The following is a 16,135-nucleotide window of genomic DNA, read 5'->3' on the forward strand; positions in this document are numbered from 1 at the left end:
TCCCCGGCTATCTCTGTCAATTGATCAACCACTAGGCGGTCCTCTGACTCCGTACGTGAGTAAAGGCCCTCGGCTACGGAGTCGGAGACAAATCGTGACTACTTGACCTATCAGCCCATGGAAGTGCAAGTCGTCCTCTCGCCAATGGACTCCAGGGCATCACAAAGGAAGCGATCCTTGAAAAAGACCCGAATCTCAGCCATGTCGCGTGGGTCAAACCGCACCGTCACGTCTTCTCCCACATAGGCGGCAAGCGTCAGAGATATGTATCGAAAGCCTTGAAAGTGAATGCCATCACGACGAACCCTCCGGGGTCGGAGTTCTTCGATCAGCAATAGGTCGAGCTGCTCGAGAGATGCCGGTATGCGCGGTAAGAATCCACCCTCCTCCCACTTGGCTGAAGGCGAAAGCTCTGCCTCCGCCACTGATGTTCTCTGGTAGACCTCAACCAGGAATGCGCGAAATCGCTGCTCCAGTTGGTCGATAGTGAGCTCCGGCTTGCGACGTCCCCTGCGCGTATAGCCTTCCAGATCGCAGAGGAACATCTAGTTCACAGTGCGAAAGAAGCGCTCGATCTTGCCGCGTCCCCACGGCTTGCCTCGCGTCGAGAAGATCAGTCTCATCTTCAAATCGACTGCGACCTGCTCCAGGTGTTTGGACACAAAATCCGCGCCGTTATCGACATAGAGAACATCGGGAATGCCGCACACCTGCCACAATCGTGTTGTCCGCGACGCCGAGATCATCCAGCTTCTTGAGCAGCCGGCCTACAAGGGCATCGTGCTCGACCATGCCGTCGGCTTCGAGCCCGATCCCGGTCTTGCCGACGGATGCAGATTTGAGATGCGTAAAGACGCGCATTCGCGTGGAGTTGAAGTAGCAGAAGAAGGGCTTGTTCGACCTGGCCTGCTTTTCCATCCAGAAAATGGCAGCATCCGCTAACTCATCGTCCACGGTCTCCATGCGCTTCACCGTCAGCGGGCCCGTATCCTCGATCTTTCCGTCAGTATGGGCACACCAAATCGAAACTCTGCACGTGGTGAGCTGTGCAGAAATGCATGGGCCTGAAGGCATGGAGACGCGACATTGTGTTCACCGAACATATATTCCGTTATCGATGTTGGGGGGACGGTCTAAAGAGGTGGCTCAATTGGCGCGCGATCACGATCCTCTGAAATGGATCATCAACCGGAGTCTTCTTCACGAGGCTTCCCTTAGTTATTTGCTGCCGGGGCGGAGACTTTGTCCGATCTTCTGGGTTGAGCGTAGGTAATTCCGACGATGTCGGACCGATCTCAGCTGCCTTGTAGGTAAAGACAAGGAAGATTATTTGCCGAGCCGAAGATTGAGTTCTTATTGTTCCTTCGATCATTCGTTAGGCTTCACTATCCAACATGCGACTCCGGAGCTTTCAGCCGCCGCTTCAGAATCAGGTCCATCGATCCGCCCTGTACCGCAATCGAGAACAGCACGACCGAGTACGTCGCCACCAGGATCCACGTCCGTTGCGGACCTTGCGGAACGCTCAGGGCCAGCGCCAACGAAAGGCCGCCGCGCAGCCCACCCCACGTCAGGATGAGAATAGAGCTCGGATACCCCGGCCGCATCACTCGTACCATCGTGATCATCAGGGACACCACCGCCGCGCGCACCACCGACACCGTCACTACCGACACCACGCCAGAACTCAGTGGAATCGCCGTAAACGGAATCGCCAGCACCTCAAAACCAAGCAGCACGAACAGGATCACGTTCTGTACTTCATCAATCACCTCCCAAAAATGGTCTATGTTCTCATGCGCAATCTTTCCCGAAGGATGCCCCGAGTTCAGCCGCCGCAGCGCAATCCCAGATGCTACCGCCGCTAACGGAGCCGAAACACGCAGTGCGTCGGCCAGCGCATAACCTCCCGTTGCCAGCGAGATCGTCAGCAGAATTTCCACCTGGTACGCATCCGTCCAGCGCATCAGCAGCGATGTAAGCCAGGCCAGCCCAACGCCCAGTGCCAGACCTCCCCCTGCCTCGATCAGTAGCAACACTAGAAAACGTCCCGGCGTAGGTGCCTCACCACGGGAGGCTGCCAGCAGCGCAAGAAAAATCACAGCGCCTATGCCATCGTTGAATAGCGACTCGCCCGCCAACTGCGCTTGGATATTTCGTGGCACGCCCACACGCTTCAGCATCTCTAGCACCGCGATCGGGTCCGTGGGGGAGATTAGAGCGCCAAATAGGAGGCAGTGTATCCAGTCCACATGTAGCCCCACGAGCGGGAGAACCCAGTAAAGAATCGCAGCAGTCGCGAGCGTTGACAGGACCGTGCCGCCCACGGAGAGCGCCGCGACCGGCAGTCGTTCCTCTACTAGTGCATCAATGTCCAGCAGGAATGCCCCCGCAAACAGCAGCAACGAGAGAATCCCATGCAGCACCAGATTCTCGAAGTCGATTGTCCCCACCAGCAGCCCGGCCCAGCTCTTCAATCCCGGATAAAAGTGACTCGCGCCAAGGAGGGCCAGGGACAGCACCACCGTCAGCAACATCGTGCCAATCGTCAGAGGCAGTCGAAGAAAGCGTCGGGTAACCCAGCCCAGCACTGCGGCCGTCGTCACAATCAAACTGAAGAACTCAAGGACTGTCATTGGCGCTGTGTCTAGTCTACCCAGCTAACAGAAGAGAATCGTAATCAGAGTTGGCTCTGAGCCCCCTCGAGACCCTGCTCGCTACAAGAACTGAAAATCCAAGCAGGTTTCAGTGGACTCCATCGACCGGTATGACCGGCAGGGGTTCATTATCGGGTGGGTCGACCGGGCCGCTTCCGTGGGGCAGGTAAACGCCGTCCTGGGCAAGCAATGCTTCGTAGACGGGAGTGTGCCGCCAATGCCGGGCAAGTGCGAACGCGCTCATGTTGGCGATCATGAGAGGCAGAACCAGGCCGTAGCCGCCTGTCATTTCAAAGATGATCAGGACGGAGGTCATGGGGGCGCGAACGATGCCGGCAAAGACAGCTCCCATGCCGACCACGGCGAATGCGCCGATGGAGTCGGCAGAGTGATGGAAGACGATCACGTCCAAGTAGCCCACGGCGCCGCCCAGCATGGAACCTATGAAGAGCGCCGGTGCAAAGATGCCGCCCGAACCACCGCTGGAATAAGAGCTGACGGTGGCAGCAAGCTTGAGAACACAAAAGACGATCATGGCAGTGACCGTCATTTTGCCAGTGAGTGCAAGGGTGAGGGTCTTATACGGATCGCCCGCGATGCCATTGAGGTGGAAGAGCGCCAACGCAACTACTGCCATAGCGCCTGTGGCTGCCCCGCCGATGGCCGGCTGCACCCAGCGAGGCACGCCGGTAAGCCGTTGGAACCAGGCACGCAAGCCCAGCAATGCATCGGTGAAGGCGATCGAGACGATAGCCGCGAGCAGGCCCAGCAATGCATACCAGACCAGCGACGAAGAGTTGGTGAGCGTGTAGTTGGCTTGTACGTGAAAGACTGGGTTGGAGCCCAGAATGGAGTGTTCGACCACTGCGGCCAGCGCGGCGGCGACGATGACGCCGGAGAGCATGGTCTGGTCGAGGTCGCCGATCAGCTCCTCGAGGGTGAAGGTGACAGCGGCGATGGGTGCGTTAAAGGCGGCGGCGATGCCCGCCGACATGCCCACTGAGGCCATTCGGCGGGTGTTTTTTGGGCCGAGGCGGGCCAGGCGGGCCAGCATGCTGCTGACACCTGCGCAGACCTGCACCGTGGGTCCTTCAAGACCAAGCGAGGCGCCAGATCCGATTTGGAGAGCACTCAGAACAAACTTGCCGATGGTTTCGCGGACGGTGACCAATCCGTGCCGCAGACTGTAAGCCACCTTGACCCGAGGGATTCCGCTACCGGCAGCGGTAGGAGCAAAGTAGGTAAGGCCAACTCCGGCAATCAGGCCGCCGATGACGGGAGAGAGGATGCTCCACCAGATCCAGCTATGCCCCGGAGCGTTGTTGGCGCGATCGATGAGCAGGGTCTCAAGCTCCAGAATGCTCAGATGGAATGCCACAGCAGCCAGTCCGCAGAGTCCGCCAGCCAGAATGGTGACCGCCAGAAGCCGCTGCCGCTCGGTGGGCATGAGGCGCAGCAGCCAGGCGTAGAAGCTTGCGTATAGCCTTTGGAAACCTGCCCGATAACTGTGTTTCGATATTTCCTGGCTGGTCCGGGAAATCACAGCACCAGTATAGAAGTCTTTCGCCGTGTCCACTTAGCGGGACCTTCAGCAGTGTTCTCTATTGTTGACAAATCGCTAATGCACTCAATGACAAGCGATGAGTACCGATGGGCATCTTGTGGAGAGTGCGGCACATTGCACTGGGTGGCAGCATATCGGTTTATTCATTTGCCCCCCCAAAAACAGGTCATGGAAATGACAGAGTATGGAACATGGAAAGCCATGAAGCCGGCTTTCTATCTCCCACACTCCTTGGAAATCCCTTCAGGATTCCCCCCATGCTCTGTGGCACAGTTATCCTGATCTTGAGTAGAGAAAAACTATGACTTCAGGCGCTTAGAACGAAATCGGAGTACTGATTTCCAAATGGGAACAGGCGGCGCGCGACGAAGACTTTGTTGGAATACGATCGAACCATGCAGAAGATTTTCTGATGTTCGATGTGCCGCCACCGTTCCTGGCTCGAGGGCTGGACGTCTACATGGAAACATGGAGAGTCTTCTACGAATCGCGGGCCAAGGGCATTACTTTCTACCTCGATCAGATTGTGGTGACGGTGGGAGACGATGTAGCCTTTGCAACCGCCGTCGGGACCTGCGGCTACGTCGAACATGGCAAAAAAACCGACCTCAAGTTCCGGCTGACCATGGGATTCAAAAAAGAGACGGCCGTTGGCTCCTCATTCGCGAACACCATTCCTTACCGGCGGAATGCTGAAGCCTGGATTGGTACTCATATATGGGATGAGCTGGACGTCCGGACCGGAATCGAATAACGCGACTCCGGTCCAACTCGCCATACGGGCTTGTCTCCAGCGGCACTCTAAAAGTCCACCCGAAGCGCAACCTGCCCCGTCCGATTCCCCGCGTTCTCCGCCATCTGCGGCCCAATCAACCTACCGAATGTAGACGGACTATCCACCACCGTTGCCGGCGGAGCGAAGTTCGTACGGTTCAGCACATTGGTAAAGGTCGACTCAAATCTGGCGTGAACCCTCTCGCTGATGGGAAATGACTTGGCCACACCCAGACTTACCGCAGCAGTCCCCGGGCCCTGCAAAATGCCGACTCCGGCATTGCCGAAGCGTCCCGCTCCCGCCGGTGTCGGCGCGAAGGCTGCTAGGTTGAAGAACTGCGCCCGCGACTGTCCTGCGTAGACGTTATTCGACACTACATCGGGCCGAATAATCGCTCCTCGGTTCGCCACGTTTGTATTCGACTGATCCGCCGCAGCGCTGATACTCGGCGTCTGCCACGGCCCCGTTTCCAGCATCGTGATGTTGGTCAGGTCCCAGCCGCCCAGCAGCTCATCCTTCCATCCGCCACCGGCCATGAAGGCGCGTCCCTTGCCGAAGGGAAGCTGATAGACACCCGTCAACAGCATTCTGTGACGCCGCGTGCCCTGAACGTTACCGTAGTCCTGCGTGACGTGGAAACGATCTGCAATGGGAATTCCGTAGTTTACCTCCCCGGCGAAGGCGCTCGGCGCGTCGCCCTGGTTATCCGCCTGGTTCTTAGCCAACGTGTAGTTCGCGTCGAAGTAAAGACCGTGCGCCATCTTGTGCGTCGCCTCGAGTTCCAGCGCGCTGTAGTTCGACTTGCCTGCGTTGAAGGTACTGTAGAGCGTTGTCCAGTTCTGAAATGGAAGCTCGCTCGCCGAATAAGGCGTGGTGCTTGCCGCAACTTGATTCAGATCCTCCGTCACGCTCAGCCGGTAGGTATGCATCCCCACATAGCTGGCACGCAACGACGTTGAGTTGCTCAACTGACGCTCCAGCGTAACACTCCACTGGTTCGATTGCGGATCGCGGTAGTTCGGATCGACACCCTGATCCAGACCGCCGCCGCCGTACTGTACGCCAACGCTGGGTGGGGCCGTGTTGGGAAACTGGATCAGCGGATGCGTCCCGTTTGCATCTGTGACCGTGGTGTTGGAGTAGGTGTGAAGATTCGACGTAGGATTGCCGCTGTTGTTGAACGAGAGCGGCCCCAGGTTCGTCATCGTATAGATGCCGAAGCCAGCACGCACCACCGTATTCGTATCGTTGAACGGCCGGTACGCCACGGAGAATCGCGGCTGGAAGTTGCCTTTGTATGTATTCCGCAGGCTGTTCGGCAGGCCGTCCTGGCTGGCCGTCACATACTTCGTGCAGGGCATCGAGGTGTTATTCAGGTTGCAGGCATTGAACGACTGCTGGAACGCCAAATTCGAGCTCTGAAGATTGTTCGCTGCAAGATACGCCGCTAACTGATCTGGAACCACAATCGAGTTGTTCCTCTGATCGAAGTTCGCCGCGTTGCCACCATCCAGGTTGAAGCCCGGCAGCATCTGCCAACGCAGACCGTAGCTCAGCGTCAACCTGCTGCTTAGCTGGTACGTATCCTGTACAAACAGGCTGTATTGCGTCGCCGAACCAGAGACATCGGGGCTCGAAACCGCGAAGAACAGCGTAGTCGGCGTGCCCTCCAGGAAGTCCCCGAAGGCATTGCCGGTAAAGTTCGGCTGAAACGTGAACGACCCAAAGTCATCCGACGGCAGGAACAGCTCCGTATCCTGGTAGCGAACCCTGCGGATATCGATGCCGCCCTTGAGTGTGTGTTTGCCCTTCGTGAACGTCACGTTGTCGCTGAACTGCAGCGTATTTGACTTCGTCACACCTGTCTTGTCTCGCCCAATCGGCGTCAGGCCAGTGCCCGCACTGAAGTTGAACGTCGGAAAGGCATTTGTCGTCGGATGCTGGCTGATATCCACGCCCTGCAGATTCAACTGCTGCAGCGCGCTCGCGCCCAAGATCGGAAAGCCGACACTCGTGCTCACATTCGTAAAACCGAAGCGGAACTCGTTCAACAGCCTCGGCGTGATCGTGTAGGTGTCGGAGACCAGCAAGCTCCGGTTATGGATAGTGTCCACGTCATTCGGAAGAAATGGGTTAGCGAACTGCGATGTAATATTCTTGCGGCTGAATCGCGCGTACGCCGAGTTCTTGGCCCCGAAGGTCTGGTCGATCCGGGCATCGGCGCCATCCGTCTTGGCCGGCGTCGACTGGAAGTTTGCGTAATTGAACCCGCTCTGGCCCGAGACATTCGGCAACGGATAGTAGTTCAGCAACGCCTTCGCCGTCGCGCTGATCTGCGCCTGAGGGACGATGACCGGAGCCTGGCCCTGAGGCGTAATATCCGTCAAATCACCATTGCGGTCTGCCTGCGACGGCACCAGGAACTGCTGCAACGCAGCCGTCGTGCGCCGGTTCCCCTCATAGTCCGCGAAGAAGAACGTCTTATTCCGCCCATCGTAGAGATGCGGGATAATCACCGGCCCGCTCAACGACCCGCCGAACGTATTGAACTTTTTTGGAGCCTTGCCGGAGAACCCATAGGGGTTCGCATCCAGCGCTTGGTTCTGCAGGTACTCGAAGACACTGCCGTGAATATTGTTGGTCCCGTTCTTCGTCGTGAATGTCACGTCGCCCACCTGCGAGAACTCCGCACTGTTGTTGAACGCCGTCACCTTCACCGCCGAGATGCCCTCCTGCGAGGGATAGGCATCCTGCAGCGCGCCATTCTGCCGCACGTTCGCCGTCGAGATGCCGTCAACCGAGAAGTTCACCATCGAGGAGCTCGCACCGCCCAAGGCGATATTGCCCTGGCTATCCTGCTGCACATTCGGCGACAGCCCCAAAGCGCCCAGCGGACTCGTCGTCGTCGCCCGGTTATTCAGGGGCAACTGCGTCATCTGGATATTGTCCTTCGAGTCGCCGAGAGTGGCATCCTCGCTGTTGATCAATTGGTCGCCCCCGGCGCTTACATCCATCGTCGATGTCTGAGCCGCGATCGTCATTACCACCGTCAGCCGGACATCTTGCCGCGCCGCCACCGTCACGCCGCTGATCACCTTCGCAGCAAAGCCGTCGATGTCCGCCTGCAAACTGTAACGGCCGGCCTTTACGTTCTCAAACGTAAAGTTGCCGTCGGTATCGGACTTCACCTTCCGGTCCGTATTTTCGTCGAGACTGTGAAGCGTCATCTGCGTTTCCGTCAGAACCGCCCCGGAGCCGTCCTGCACGATCCCGCGCACACTACCAAAGGTAGATTGAGCGACTGCTGGTACGACACTGAGAAGTAAACAAAAGACAAGGATCGGAAGCATTTGCAGATAAGCACAGCCAGTCAAGCTTTTCGAAGATGTCGAAGCGTTTCTGTGCTGCTCATCGCAATAAATTCTTGTCTTGCTCTCTTCACAACATATCCCTGGCTTACCAACGACCATTGAATCAGATTGAAAAAGGCCTCTAATGTATTTCATTTTTAATCACCTCATGCGACCGGAAATTGGCCGGCCACATCCAGTGAATCGTGAAATCCATTAGCTACGCATAAGTTGGTTTCTTATGAGTTTTTAACGGGTTCAAGACTAAAATCAAATTGTCGTCAGCCGCGAAATAATGCTCAAAAGAACAATTCGCGAGGTCGCTATTAGGATCGCCCTCGGAATTGCGGCCGCGATGCTCATCACTTGGGTCGCTTCCCAATTTCATTTCAATCTGTCCTCTGCGACGTCTGTTCATCTCTTACTCGTAACTGCTATTGCGTTGCGGTGGGGCTTTCTTGAAGCGAGCATTGTGTCTTTGCTCTCCGTGGCCTGCCTCGATTACTTCTTCACCCAACCGTTGTTCCAGTTTTATATGACGGACTCCCATGACTGGATAGCTTTGGTCACCTTCGAAAGCGTCGCCTTGCTCGTGAGCCGTCTTTCAAATCAGATTAACCGCCATGCTCGTGAATCCGAGATGCATCGGTCACACCTGCAGAAGCTGTATGAACTGAGCCAGAATGTGCTTCTTCTGGACCGGCAGAGACCGGTCGATCAGCAGCTTGCAAGCTTGATTCAGACCACGCTCCAGGTGAAGGGAGTCGCACTATGGAACGCTTACGACCTGCATCTATGTAAAAGCGGCATCTGTGAGGTCACAGACGATGACGTGCGTTCCACCTGCTTTACAGAACGCAACGAGGATGACTCCGTAACAGCAACTTCGTGGCGCGTTCTACGCTCAGGCACGCGGTCTATTGGTTCATTGGTCATCTGCGGCCATTCGCTCGATCATGATTCGATTAATGCAGCCGCTTCGCTCACGGCTGTTGCAATTGAAAGGGCACGCTCTTTCTCTGCGGAAAGCAGCGCTGAGGCAGCCAGGCAGAGCGAACAACTTCGTTCCGCCGTACTGGATGGTCTCGCACACGCCTTTAAGACTCCGCTGACTACGATCAGAAGCTCAAGTTCCGGCTTGCTTGAAATGGATACCTTGTCCGGCACTGAAAAGAAGCTCGTTGCCCTGATCGATCAGCATGCAGACCAACTCAACGAACTCACGACACGCCTGCTCCGCACGGCCAGAATCGACAATGCCGACCTCAAGCTGAGACGGGAACAGATTGATCTCGCGCAGTTCATACAAAGCAGTATTGAAGCATCTTCGCAGGAATTCGGCGTACATCCCATTCATCTTCAGCCCAAGATGAAACGCGGCACAGTGTTGGCTGATAGGCAACTCTTGGAGATGGCGCTCTTTCAACTGCTAGATAATGCCGCCAAATATGGCAGCCCTGGCTCCTCCATCACAATCGACGTTCAGGAAGAGCAGGCAGAGACACTCATCAGTGTAAGGAACGAAGGTTCCTTCATTCCCCCTGACGAAAGAGAAAAGATCTTCAAGCGCTTCTATCGCAGCCCAGGTTCGGATCGCAGGGCATCAGGCACAGGTATCGGTCTATCTGTAGTCAAGCGGATAACGGAAGCACATCAGGGACGCGCATGGGTGAATAGCGACGAGCATACGGGGACTACTTTCTTCATTACGTTACCCCGAACGGCAAAGGAAAAGTGAAGCATGAACCAACGAAATAATGTGCTCATCGTAGAGGATGATGCAGGAATTCGGCAGAGCTTGTTTGAGACTTTGACCGCACTAAGGTTCGTAGTCGGGGAGGCCGGGAACGGAGAAGAAGCCCTATTACGTCTTCGGATGATCGACTATGACGCAATCCTGCTTGATATCAATATGCCTGGAATGGGTGGTATTGAAACATGTCGCAGAATTCACCACACTTACCCCCATATTCCGATCATTATGCTTACGGTGCGAGACGAAGAGGATGACAAAGTGGAGGCGCTCGATGCAGGTGCCGACGACTATGTGACGAAGCCGTTTCAAATTCGAGAACTAACGGCGAGGTTGCGGTCAATAATCCGTCGTTCCAAAACATCGGGAGTTCCGTCCGATTCTCCGATCGTGGTTGGCCCTTTGATGCTAGATCCTGATCGTCGTCGGGTCGAAAAGATGGGGCAAGAAGTTCACCTCACCCCTAAAGAGTTTGAGATGCTGCGTTATCTGATGGAGCATGCAGGTCGTCCGGTACCTCACAATCGTCTGTTAGTTGCCATTTGGGGATTGGAGTATGGTAACGAACGCGAATATCTGCGCGTCCTTATCAATCAGCTTCGAAAGAAAATCGAAGATGATCCTACGCACCCGACTTACATCTTGACGGATAGCTATATTGGCTATCGCTTTCGCGAGGTTTAGTAGTAAAGGGTTCGCTGCGTTCTTTTGCTTGCCAAACAGGGAAGGGCGACGCTGAAGAGTGTGGCACTTCTCCTTTTAGTCGGCTTTCGTATTAAAACGACCGTATATGACTCTTTCTAAATCGCTCCATAAAACGGTGCATATCAAAGAGTGCGGTGTTGGAAGTCTCTAGTTATCTATTTCGATTGGGCTATTCTGTCCCGACCCTTTCGGATAGAATTGCCGCCTCAGCATTCCTGGCAGATGGGTAGCCGGCACGTTCAACCGAAGATCCGTCGCAGCGATGTCATCTCTCGCGACTCTCCCTTAGCAAGCGAATGATAAGGAGACACTACTCCGGCCAGGCGCGGAGATCGCAAAATTGGTTCCTTTATTTAGGGCGGTGGCGCCAAGAGGATAAGGGCGTCCGGGGAGAAGGGTACGGTTCATAGCTCCTACGATGCAGGTTCATGACGAAGTCGGTGCTAGTCTCGGTCTTGGGTGTCTTGTCACCAAAACCGGTGTCCGGACTCACGCGCAGACAACCCTTTGGTGTAGTTAGAAACCAGCGATTGATCAGAATCTATAGCGTTTTCTTCAGGTCATACGCCATATTCTTGTGAGCGGCGACCATAGTTCACCCTTCACTACCGCAGGGCGGAATTTGGGATCTTTGGTGTCTTTGCTTCCTCGGTGAAGAGATCGAGCGCCTTCGAATGATCGGAAACCATGAGATCCATGCACTCCTTATCAAAATCCGCACCCGACATACCGTTGAGCCTGGCGTAGGCCGACTTATGATCGTAATCGAGGTCGGTAGGCGCGCTGAGGCCCCAGGACTGGGCAAATGGTTTCATGCTGGCGCTCATCTTTTTATGTACGGAGACCATCTTCGTTGCGAATGCCTTCACCGCGGGGTTCGTTGCCTTCTGCTCTGCGAGTTCACTCAGTTTGATTTCGTTCACGTCGGACTGGGCGGCTGAGGCAAGAAACTTTTTGTCATCGTCTGCCGGAGATTGTGCGGACGCGGAGGCCGTCATTAGCGATCCCGCGACTAGGGCCAGTAGAACGATATTCTTAAGTTCTTCATCTCGGAAACTCCATAGAGGTGCGTTGTCTGCACAGAATGCGCGAGAGGTACAAATACATACGAGTGGCTTGAGACCGGCTTGGTTGCTCAACTTAATCCGTGCAGGGAATGGACGTCTATGTTCATTCGGCCAATGTTCGACACCTCCTGGGGCCCACCTCAGCATCCTAAGAGTTAATCAGGCAGGAGGGTTTATGGAGCCACGCATGCAAATTGAAACCGAGAGTCCTATGAGAAAAATCGTCGTAGTCGTAATAGTCATTTCTGGCGCAATTGCGGCGTACCTTATGTACCGTCGTGGGGAGTCTCTTCCATCGATCGCAAAACAAGCTATCACCAATCCAGTCGGCTCTATGGTTTCCGAAGTCAAGAATGCAGTTTAATTAGGCTCGTAACTGCCCCTAAGGCTATTTCTCACATCGCACTATCAGTGTAGCGAGGACGCTTCTCTTTAAAGGATTGCCTAATTTCTCACAGTCCCTAAAGCTTTTGCAGAGTCAGGTAGCCGACCTGTACTGACGAAGGGTATGAGCCGACATAGGATGAACGCCGCAGTAAAAATCTGCATCGTATTTTGTTAGGTACGATCGCAAGTAAATTAGACGGTTAGTGCCGGTAGTTTTTTACCGCGTTTTTGGTTTGGGCGCCACAGCTGTTTTGTGGCTGAGTTACCCCGATTAAGGGGTCCTAATGAGATCCGGGAGGGATTCACAATGAAACCAACGATGGAAATGATTTGCTGTGCATTGGTTGGAGGGGCGATTACGCTGATGACTGCCAACGTTCATGCGCAGGCATCAGACGATGATAAGCAATTTCTCGCTAAAGCGGCCCAATCGGACGTAAATGAAATTAAGCTCAGCCAACTCGCTGAAAAAAAGGCAAGCAATCCTGCCGTAAAATCGTTTGCCGAAAAGATGGTGACGGAACATAAGAAGCTTTCCGCCAGTATGAAACCATTCGCAGACTCCTGGGGAATTACTCCACCATCCGATCTAGATGATGACCACAAGCAGGAATACTCGAAGCTCAACGGTCTATCCGGTGCAGATTTTGACAAGGAAGATATGGAGCAGATGGTGAGTGATCACAGCAAAGCTCTCGACGCATTCACCAGCGAGGTCAAGGATACGAAAGATGCAAAGTTCAAAGCGGCTGTGTTGAAAGGAAACTGTCGTCGCTGCACATAAGAATATGGCGTACGATCTTGAGAAAAAACTATAAGCGTTGCCCGGACTTATTGGGCAAGAGGATAACAATCTGGAGCAGCCCGCTAAACATCTATCGGGCTATCTAGAAACATTGGAGATCATCAAATGCCCCTGATTCTTGTGCTGGTTCTACTTATTCTACTGGTCGGCGGTGGTGGCTACTACATGGGGCCCGGCATTGGCTACTATGGCGGTGGCGGCGTGAGCATCATACTAGGCATCGTTATTATCTATTTGTTATTTGGCCGTAGTCGGTCGAACCTATAACGCAAAATCATGTACGCATCCGTCCCAGATTAATCTTCTGGGTAAAATTCAGGATCGGTGGAATTCAAAATGGTCTTGCCACAAACCCACACTATAAACAGAGAAATTATCTCCAGGAGGTAGCCAATGTCTACACCTAAAAAATGTGATCATCCCTCTTGCACATGTGTAACTAACGATAAATATTGCAGTTCCTATTGCGAGGAGAACAAAGGCACCCTTGAAATATCATGCAAATGCGGTCACCCAGCCTGCAAGGGAGAAATCTCTTAGCTAAGAAGTACATAGAACATCGGCGTTTTTTGAGTGGGATTGACAGTAGCAGATACAGCGCAAGCTTGAATTGAGGTGACCTACCGGCCTGCAGGTCCATCTCAATGTTTAAGCCACGACTTTTTGCATCGGAATTACGGTTTCGGCGATCGGCCCGAGCTTTCTCATCAGCCGCCTTTTCTTCGTCCGACGTCCCCTTATGCGAGCACAGTTCCATAACCGGCTGGTAGGGTGAACCGGGGGCCTTCCGTTCGGAATCGAGGCAGGTCTTCCTTCTCAACCCAAGACGACTGAGGGGTCGCTAATGGACGTTGATTATTTCTTCGCAAGCGCTTTAGCCCGCTATTAGTCACCTCGGAGGCAGGCAGCGTGAGCCTGAAGGTGTCCGCTTTTCCCGAACTAGTATCGATCCGCGGGAGGTAGGGCCAAAGCCGCCCTTCCCAAAACAAGAGCAGACTCATCCCGGAACCGTGAAAAAACTCAATCGCTGGCAGATCACGGCGAAGAGAGTTGTGTCGGCATAGGAAAGCTCGAGGGCCGCGCGGCGATCGTTACCGGAGTCGATTCCGGCATTGGGCGGCCGACTGCGATTGCATTCGCCAAGGAACGTGTGGATGGGTTATTAAGCTACTTGCCAGAGGTGACCGATCGCTACCTCAAGGGAGGCTACACCTGTGAAACGACGGATTGCCCTTGTCGTCGATGACGAGAGATAATTGCGACAACGCTCGCGGTCATTCTGAACAATGCTGGTTTCGATGCTCCCGCATTTTCAGTGGCCAAGATGCCGTTGATGCGCTGGGGAGGCTTCGACAAGACTTGATCATCACTGATGTAGTCATTCCGGGATGATCGGTATAGAGACGCGGCGATCATCACTCATCGTCTTTTGCCAAAAGTGCAAGATTCTGCTCTTCTCAACTCAGGCCGCCACTGCAGATTTGCCGAAGACTGGAGGGCCACGAATCGGGCTCTCGCCAAACCACTTCATCTGACCGACTTGTTTACGACGATGACGAGTTCTCCGCGGATAGAAACTCTGCATCCAACTTTTTCAGTTGCGAAATGTGGGAGTTCCATTGGCCAAGACAAAACCCCACTTGGAGATCGTCAGCGATCCGGTTGAATCTGCTAAAAACGCGGGTCTGCGCTATGTTTCTGATGTGAAACCAGGATCACTCGCAAGCGATGGCGGAAAGGGTTTCGCTATTTCGATCCCGAAGGAACGCAAGTACGCGACCCAGAGACGCTCGCTCGTATCAAGTCATTGGTCATTCCTCCTGCTTGGAATGATGTATGGATCTGTCCCAATTCCAAAGGATATCTGCAGGCCACTGGACGAGATACCAAAGGTCGGAAGCAGAGTCGATATCACCCCCGCTGGCGCGAAGTACGGGATGAAACCAATACGAACGCTTGATGGCGTTCGGTGCTGTCCTTCCCACGATCCGTGAACGCGTCGATCAGGATCTCGCTAGACAGGCCCTTCCAAGAGAGAAGATCCTTGCGGCAATTGTGCGTCTGATGGAGACCACCCTGATTCGTGTTGCGAACGTGGAGTATGCCAAACAGAACCAGTCCTACGGACTGACGACGATGCGAGGGAAGCACGTCCAAGTTGACGGATCAACCATAATGTTCAAGTTTCATGGAAAGAGTGGGGTGCGACACGCGGTGGATATTACCGATCGAAGGCTGGCGCGAATTATTCAGCGCTGCCAGGACCTCCCAGGGTACGAATTATTTCAGTATGTCGACGGCGAGGGGCAGCATCACACAATAGACTCTGCGGATGTCAACGACTATCTTCGCGAGGTGACGGGCCAATACTTCACTGCGAAAGATTTTCGCACATGGGCGGTTACAGTTCTGGCCTGCGCGACGCTATATGAATTTGACATGTTTGAGTCGGAAACTGAGGCCAAGAAGAACGTGGTGGAAATTGTGAAAGCTGTTGCAGCGAGGCTAGGAAACACGCCTTCTGTATGCCGGAAGTGCTACATTCATCCGGCCGTGATTGACGCCTACCTAAGTGGTGGATTCACTAAAACAGTGAAGAGGCACGAAGGCGAGGAGTCCGTGGGAGGAGCACTTCAATGGGAGGAAATCTATCTACTGAAACTTATGCGTGATGTTCTAAGACTCACCGCAGCTTAGACCGATAACGAAGGCAGTAAGTCGTTCGGTCAGAGGGACGAACTTCTCCAAATCCTCCGGCGCACACGGACATGACACGGATCCAGTAGAGGTGGGCCAAAGATGACTCCGGCGTCTTCCGAAAAGAAGGTAGATGACACTTAACGCTAGAACCAAACTGAGACCACCGCGAACGGATGCAGAGTAGCGATGCGGTAACCTTCGGCTGGTTGGATCTGCCCATGAGGCTTGATAATGAGCCTTTACGGATTAGAATGAGTGCGTGCGCGGGAGATGATGAATCGAAAACCATCCAAATCGGGTGCCCTTGTCAGAATGAGCCCTTTCAAAAAGGATGGCCCTATAGAAAGGGACACTTTTCCGGTTGTGGCCATA

General features: G+C 54.3%; 14 protein-coding genes. 7 read left to right on the forward strand and 7 right to left on the reverse strand.

Annotation, left to right across the window (positions count from 1 at the left end; genetic code table 11):
* Positions 1-110 precede the first annotated feature (110 nt).
* From AC5S26_RS28470 to AC5S26_RS28490, 5 genes are all read right to left on the reverse strand, one after another.
* Positions 111-545 carry a Mu transposase C-terminal domain-containing protein gene (locus tag AC5S26_RS28470; protein ID WP_494188330.1) on the reverse strand — a complete coding sequence of 145 codons (435 nt, stop codon included), beginning with the start codon at positions 543-545 and terminating at the stop codon, positions 111-113.
* Positions 546-746 (reverse strand): TnsB C-terminal domain-containing protein, encoded by a 201-nt coding sequence (locus AC5S26_RS28475; protein WP_494188331.1) that lies wholly within the window; start codon positions 744-746, stop codon positions 546-548.
* Entirely contained in the window at positions 676-972 is a 297-nt protein-coding gene (locus AC5S26_RS28480) for a hypothetical protein (protein ID WP_494188347.1), read from the reverse strand. The genes AC5S26_RS28475 and AC5S26_RS28480 overlap by 71 nt, the downstream gene beginning before the upstream one ends.
* A 413-nt stretch (positions 973-1,385) precedes the next feature.
* Positions 1,386-2,636, reverse strand: a complete 1,251-nt coding sequence (locus tag AC5S26_RS28485; protein WP_494188332.1) for a cation:proton antiporter — start codon at positions 2,634-2,636, stop codon at positions 1,386-1,388.
* Between the two features lie 109 nt (positions 2,637-2,745).
* Positions 2,746-4,104 carry a chloride channel protein gene (locus AC5S26_RS28490; RefSeq protein WP_494188333.1) on the reverse strand — a complete coding sequence of 453 codons (1,359 nt, stop codon included), beginning with the start codon at positions 4,102-4,104 and terminating at the stop codon, positions 2,746-2,748.
* Between the two features lie 454 nt (positions 4,105-4,558).
* On the opposite strand from AC5S26_RS28490, the gene AC5S26_RS28495 reads away from it, so the two are divergent.
* Entirely contained in the window at positions 4,559-4,975 is a 417-nt protein-coding gene (locus AC5S26_RS28495; RefSeq protein WP_494188345.1) for a YybH family protein, read from the forward strand.
* A 47-nt stretch (positions 4,976-5,022) separates the two neighbouring features.
* Here the strand turns inward: AC5S26_RS28495 and AC5S26_RS28500 are convergent, their stop codons facing one another.
* A complete protein-coding gene (locus AC5S26_RS28500; protein ID WP_494188334.1) occupies positions 5,023-8,502 on the reverse strand; it encodes a TonB-dependent receptor in 3,480 nt (1,159 codons plus the stop codon).
* Positions 8,503-8,641: 139 nt separating this feature from the next.
* On the opposite strand from AC5S26_RS28500, the gene AC5S26_RS28505 reads away from it, so the two are divergent.
* Together AC5S26_RS28505 and AC5S26_RS28510 are read left to right on the forward strand one after the other, a co-directional pair.
* Positions 8,642-10,084, forward strand: a complete 1,443-nt coding sequence (locus AC5S26_RS28505; protein ID WP_494188335.1) for a sensor histidine kinase — start codon at positions 8,642-8,644, stop codon at positions 10,082-10,084.
* A 3-nt stretch (positions 10,085-10,087) separates the two neighbouring features.
* Positions 10,088-10,783: a response regulator transcription factor gene (locus tag AC5S26_RS28510; protein WP_494188336.1), complete on the forward strand. Its 696-nt coding sequence runs from the start codon at positions 10,088-10,090 to the stop codon at positions 10,781-10,783.
* Positions 10,784-11,409: 626 nt separating this feature from the next.
* Here AC5S26_RS28510 and AC5S26_RS28515 read toward each other — a convergent pair.
* Positions 11,410-11,802 carry a DUF4142 domain-containing protein gene (locus AC5S26_RS28515; protein ID WP_494188337.1) on the reverse strand — a complete coding sequence of 131 codons (393 nt, stop codon included), beginning with the start codon at positions 11,800-11,802 and terminating at the stop codon, positions 11,410-11,412.
* Positions 11,803-12,565: 763 nt separating this feature from the next.
* Between AC5S26_RS28515 and AC5S26_RS28520 the strand changes: the two genes are divergently transcribed.
* The 4 genes from AC5S26_RS28520 to AC5S26_RS28535 all read left to right on the forward strand — a co-directional run bounded on the left by AC5S26_RS28520 (position 12,566) and on the right by AC5S26_RS28535 (position 15,760).
* Complete coding sequence (locus AC5S26_RS28520) at positions 12,566-13,042, forward strand: DUF4142 domain-containing protein (protein WP_494188338.1); 477 nt, start codon at positions 12,566-12,568, stop codon at positions 13,040-13,042.
* 126 nt (positions 13,043-13,168) lie between these two features.
* Complete coding sequence (locus tag AC5S26_RS28525; protein WP_494188339.1) at positions 13,169-13,330, forward strand: DUF3309 domain-containing protein; 162 nt, start codon at positions 13,169-13,171, stop codon at positions 13,328-13,330.
* Between the two features lie 1,531 nt (positions 13,331-14,861).
* A complete protein-coding gene (locus AC5S26_RS28530) occupies positions 14,862-15,023 on the forward strand; it encodes a hypothetical protein (protein ID WP_494188346.1) in 162 nt (53 codons plus the stop codon).
* Positions 15,023-15,760 carry a DNA topoisomerase IB gene (locus tag AC5S26_RS28535; RefSeq protein WP_494188340.1) on the forward strand — a complete coding sequence of 246 codons (738 nt, stop codon included), beginning with the start codon at positions 15,023-15,025 and terminating at the stop codon, positions 15,758-15,760. The genes AC5S26_RS28530 and AC5S26_RS28535 overlap by 1 nt, the downstream gene beginning before the upstream one ends.
* The last annotated feature ends 375 nt before the right edge of the window (positions 15,761-16,135 follow it).

It is taken from the genome of Edaphobacter sp. FHG110511_03 (genome assembly GCF_059115365.1).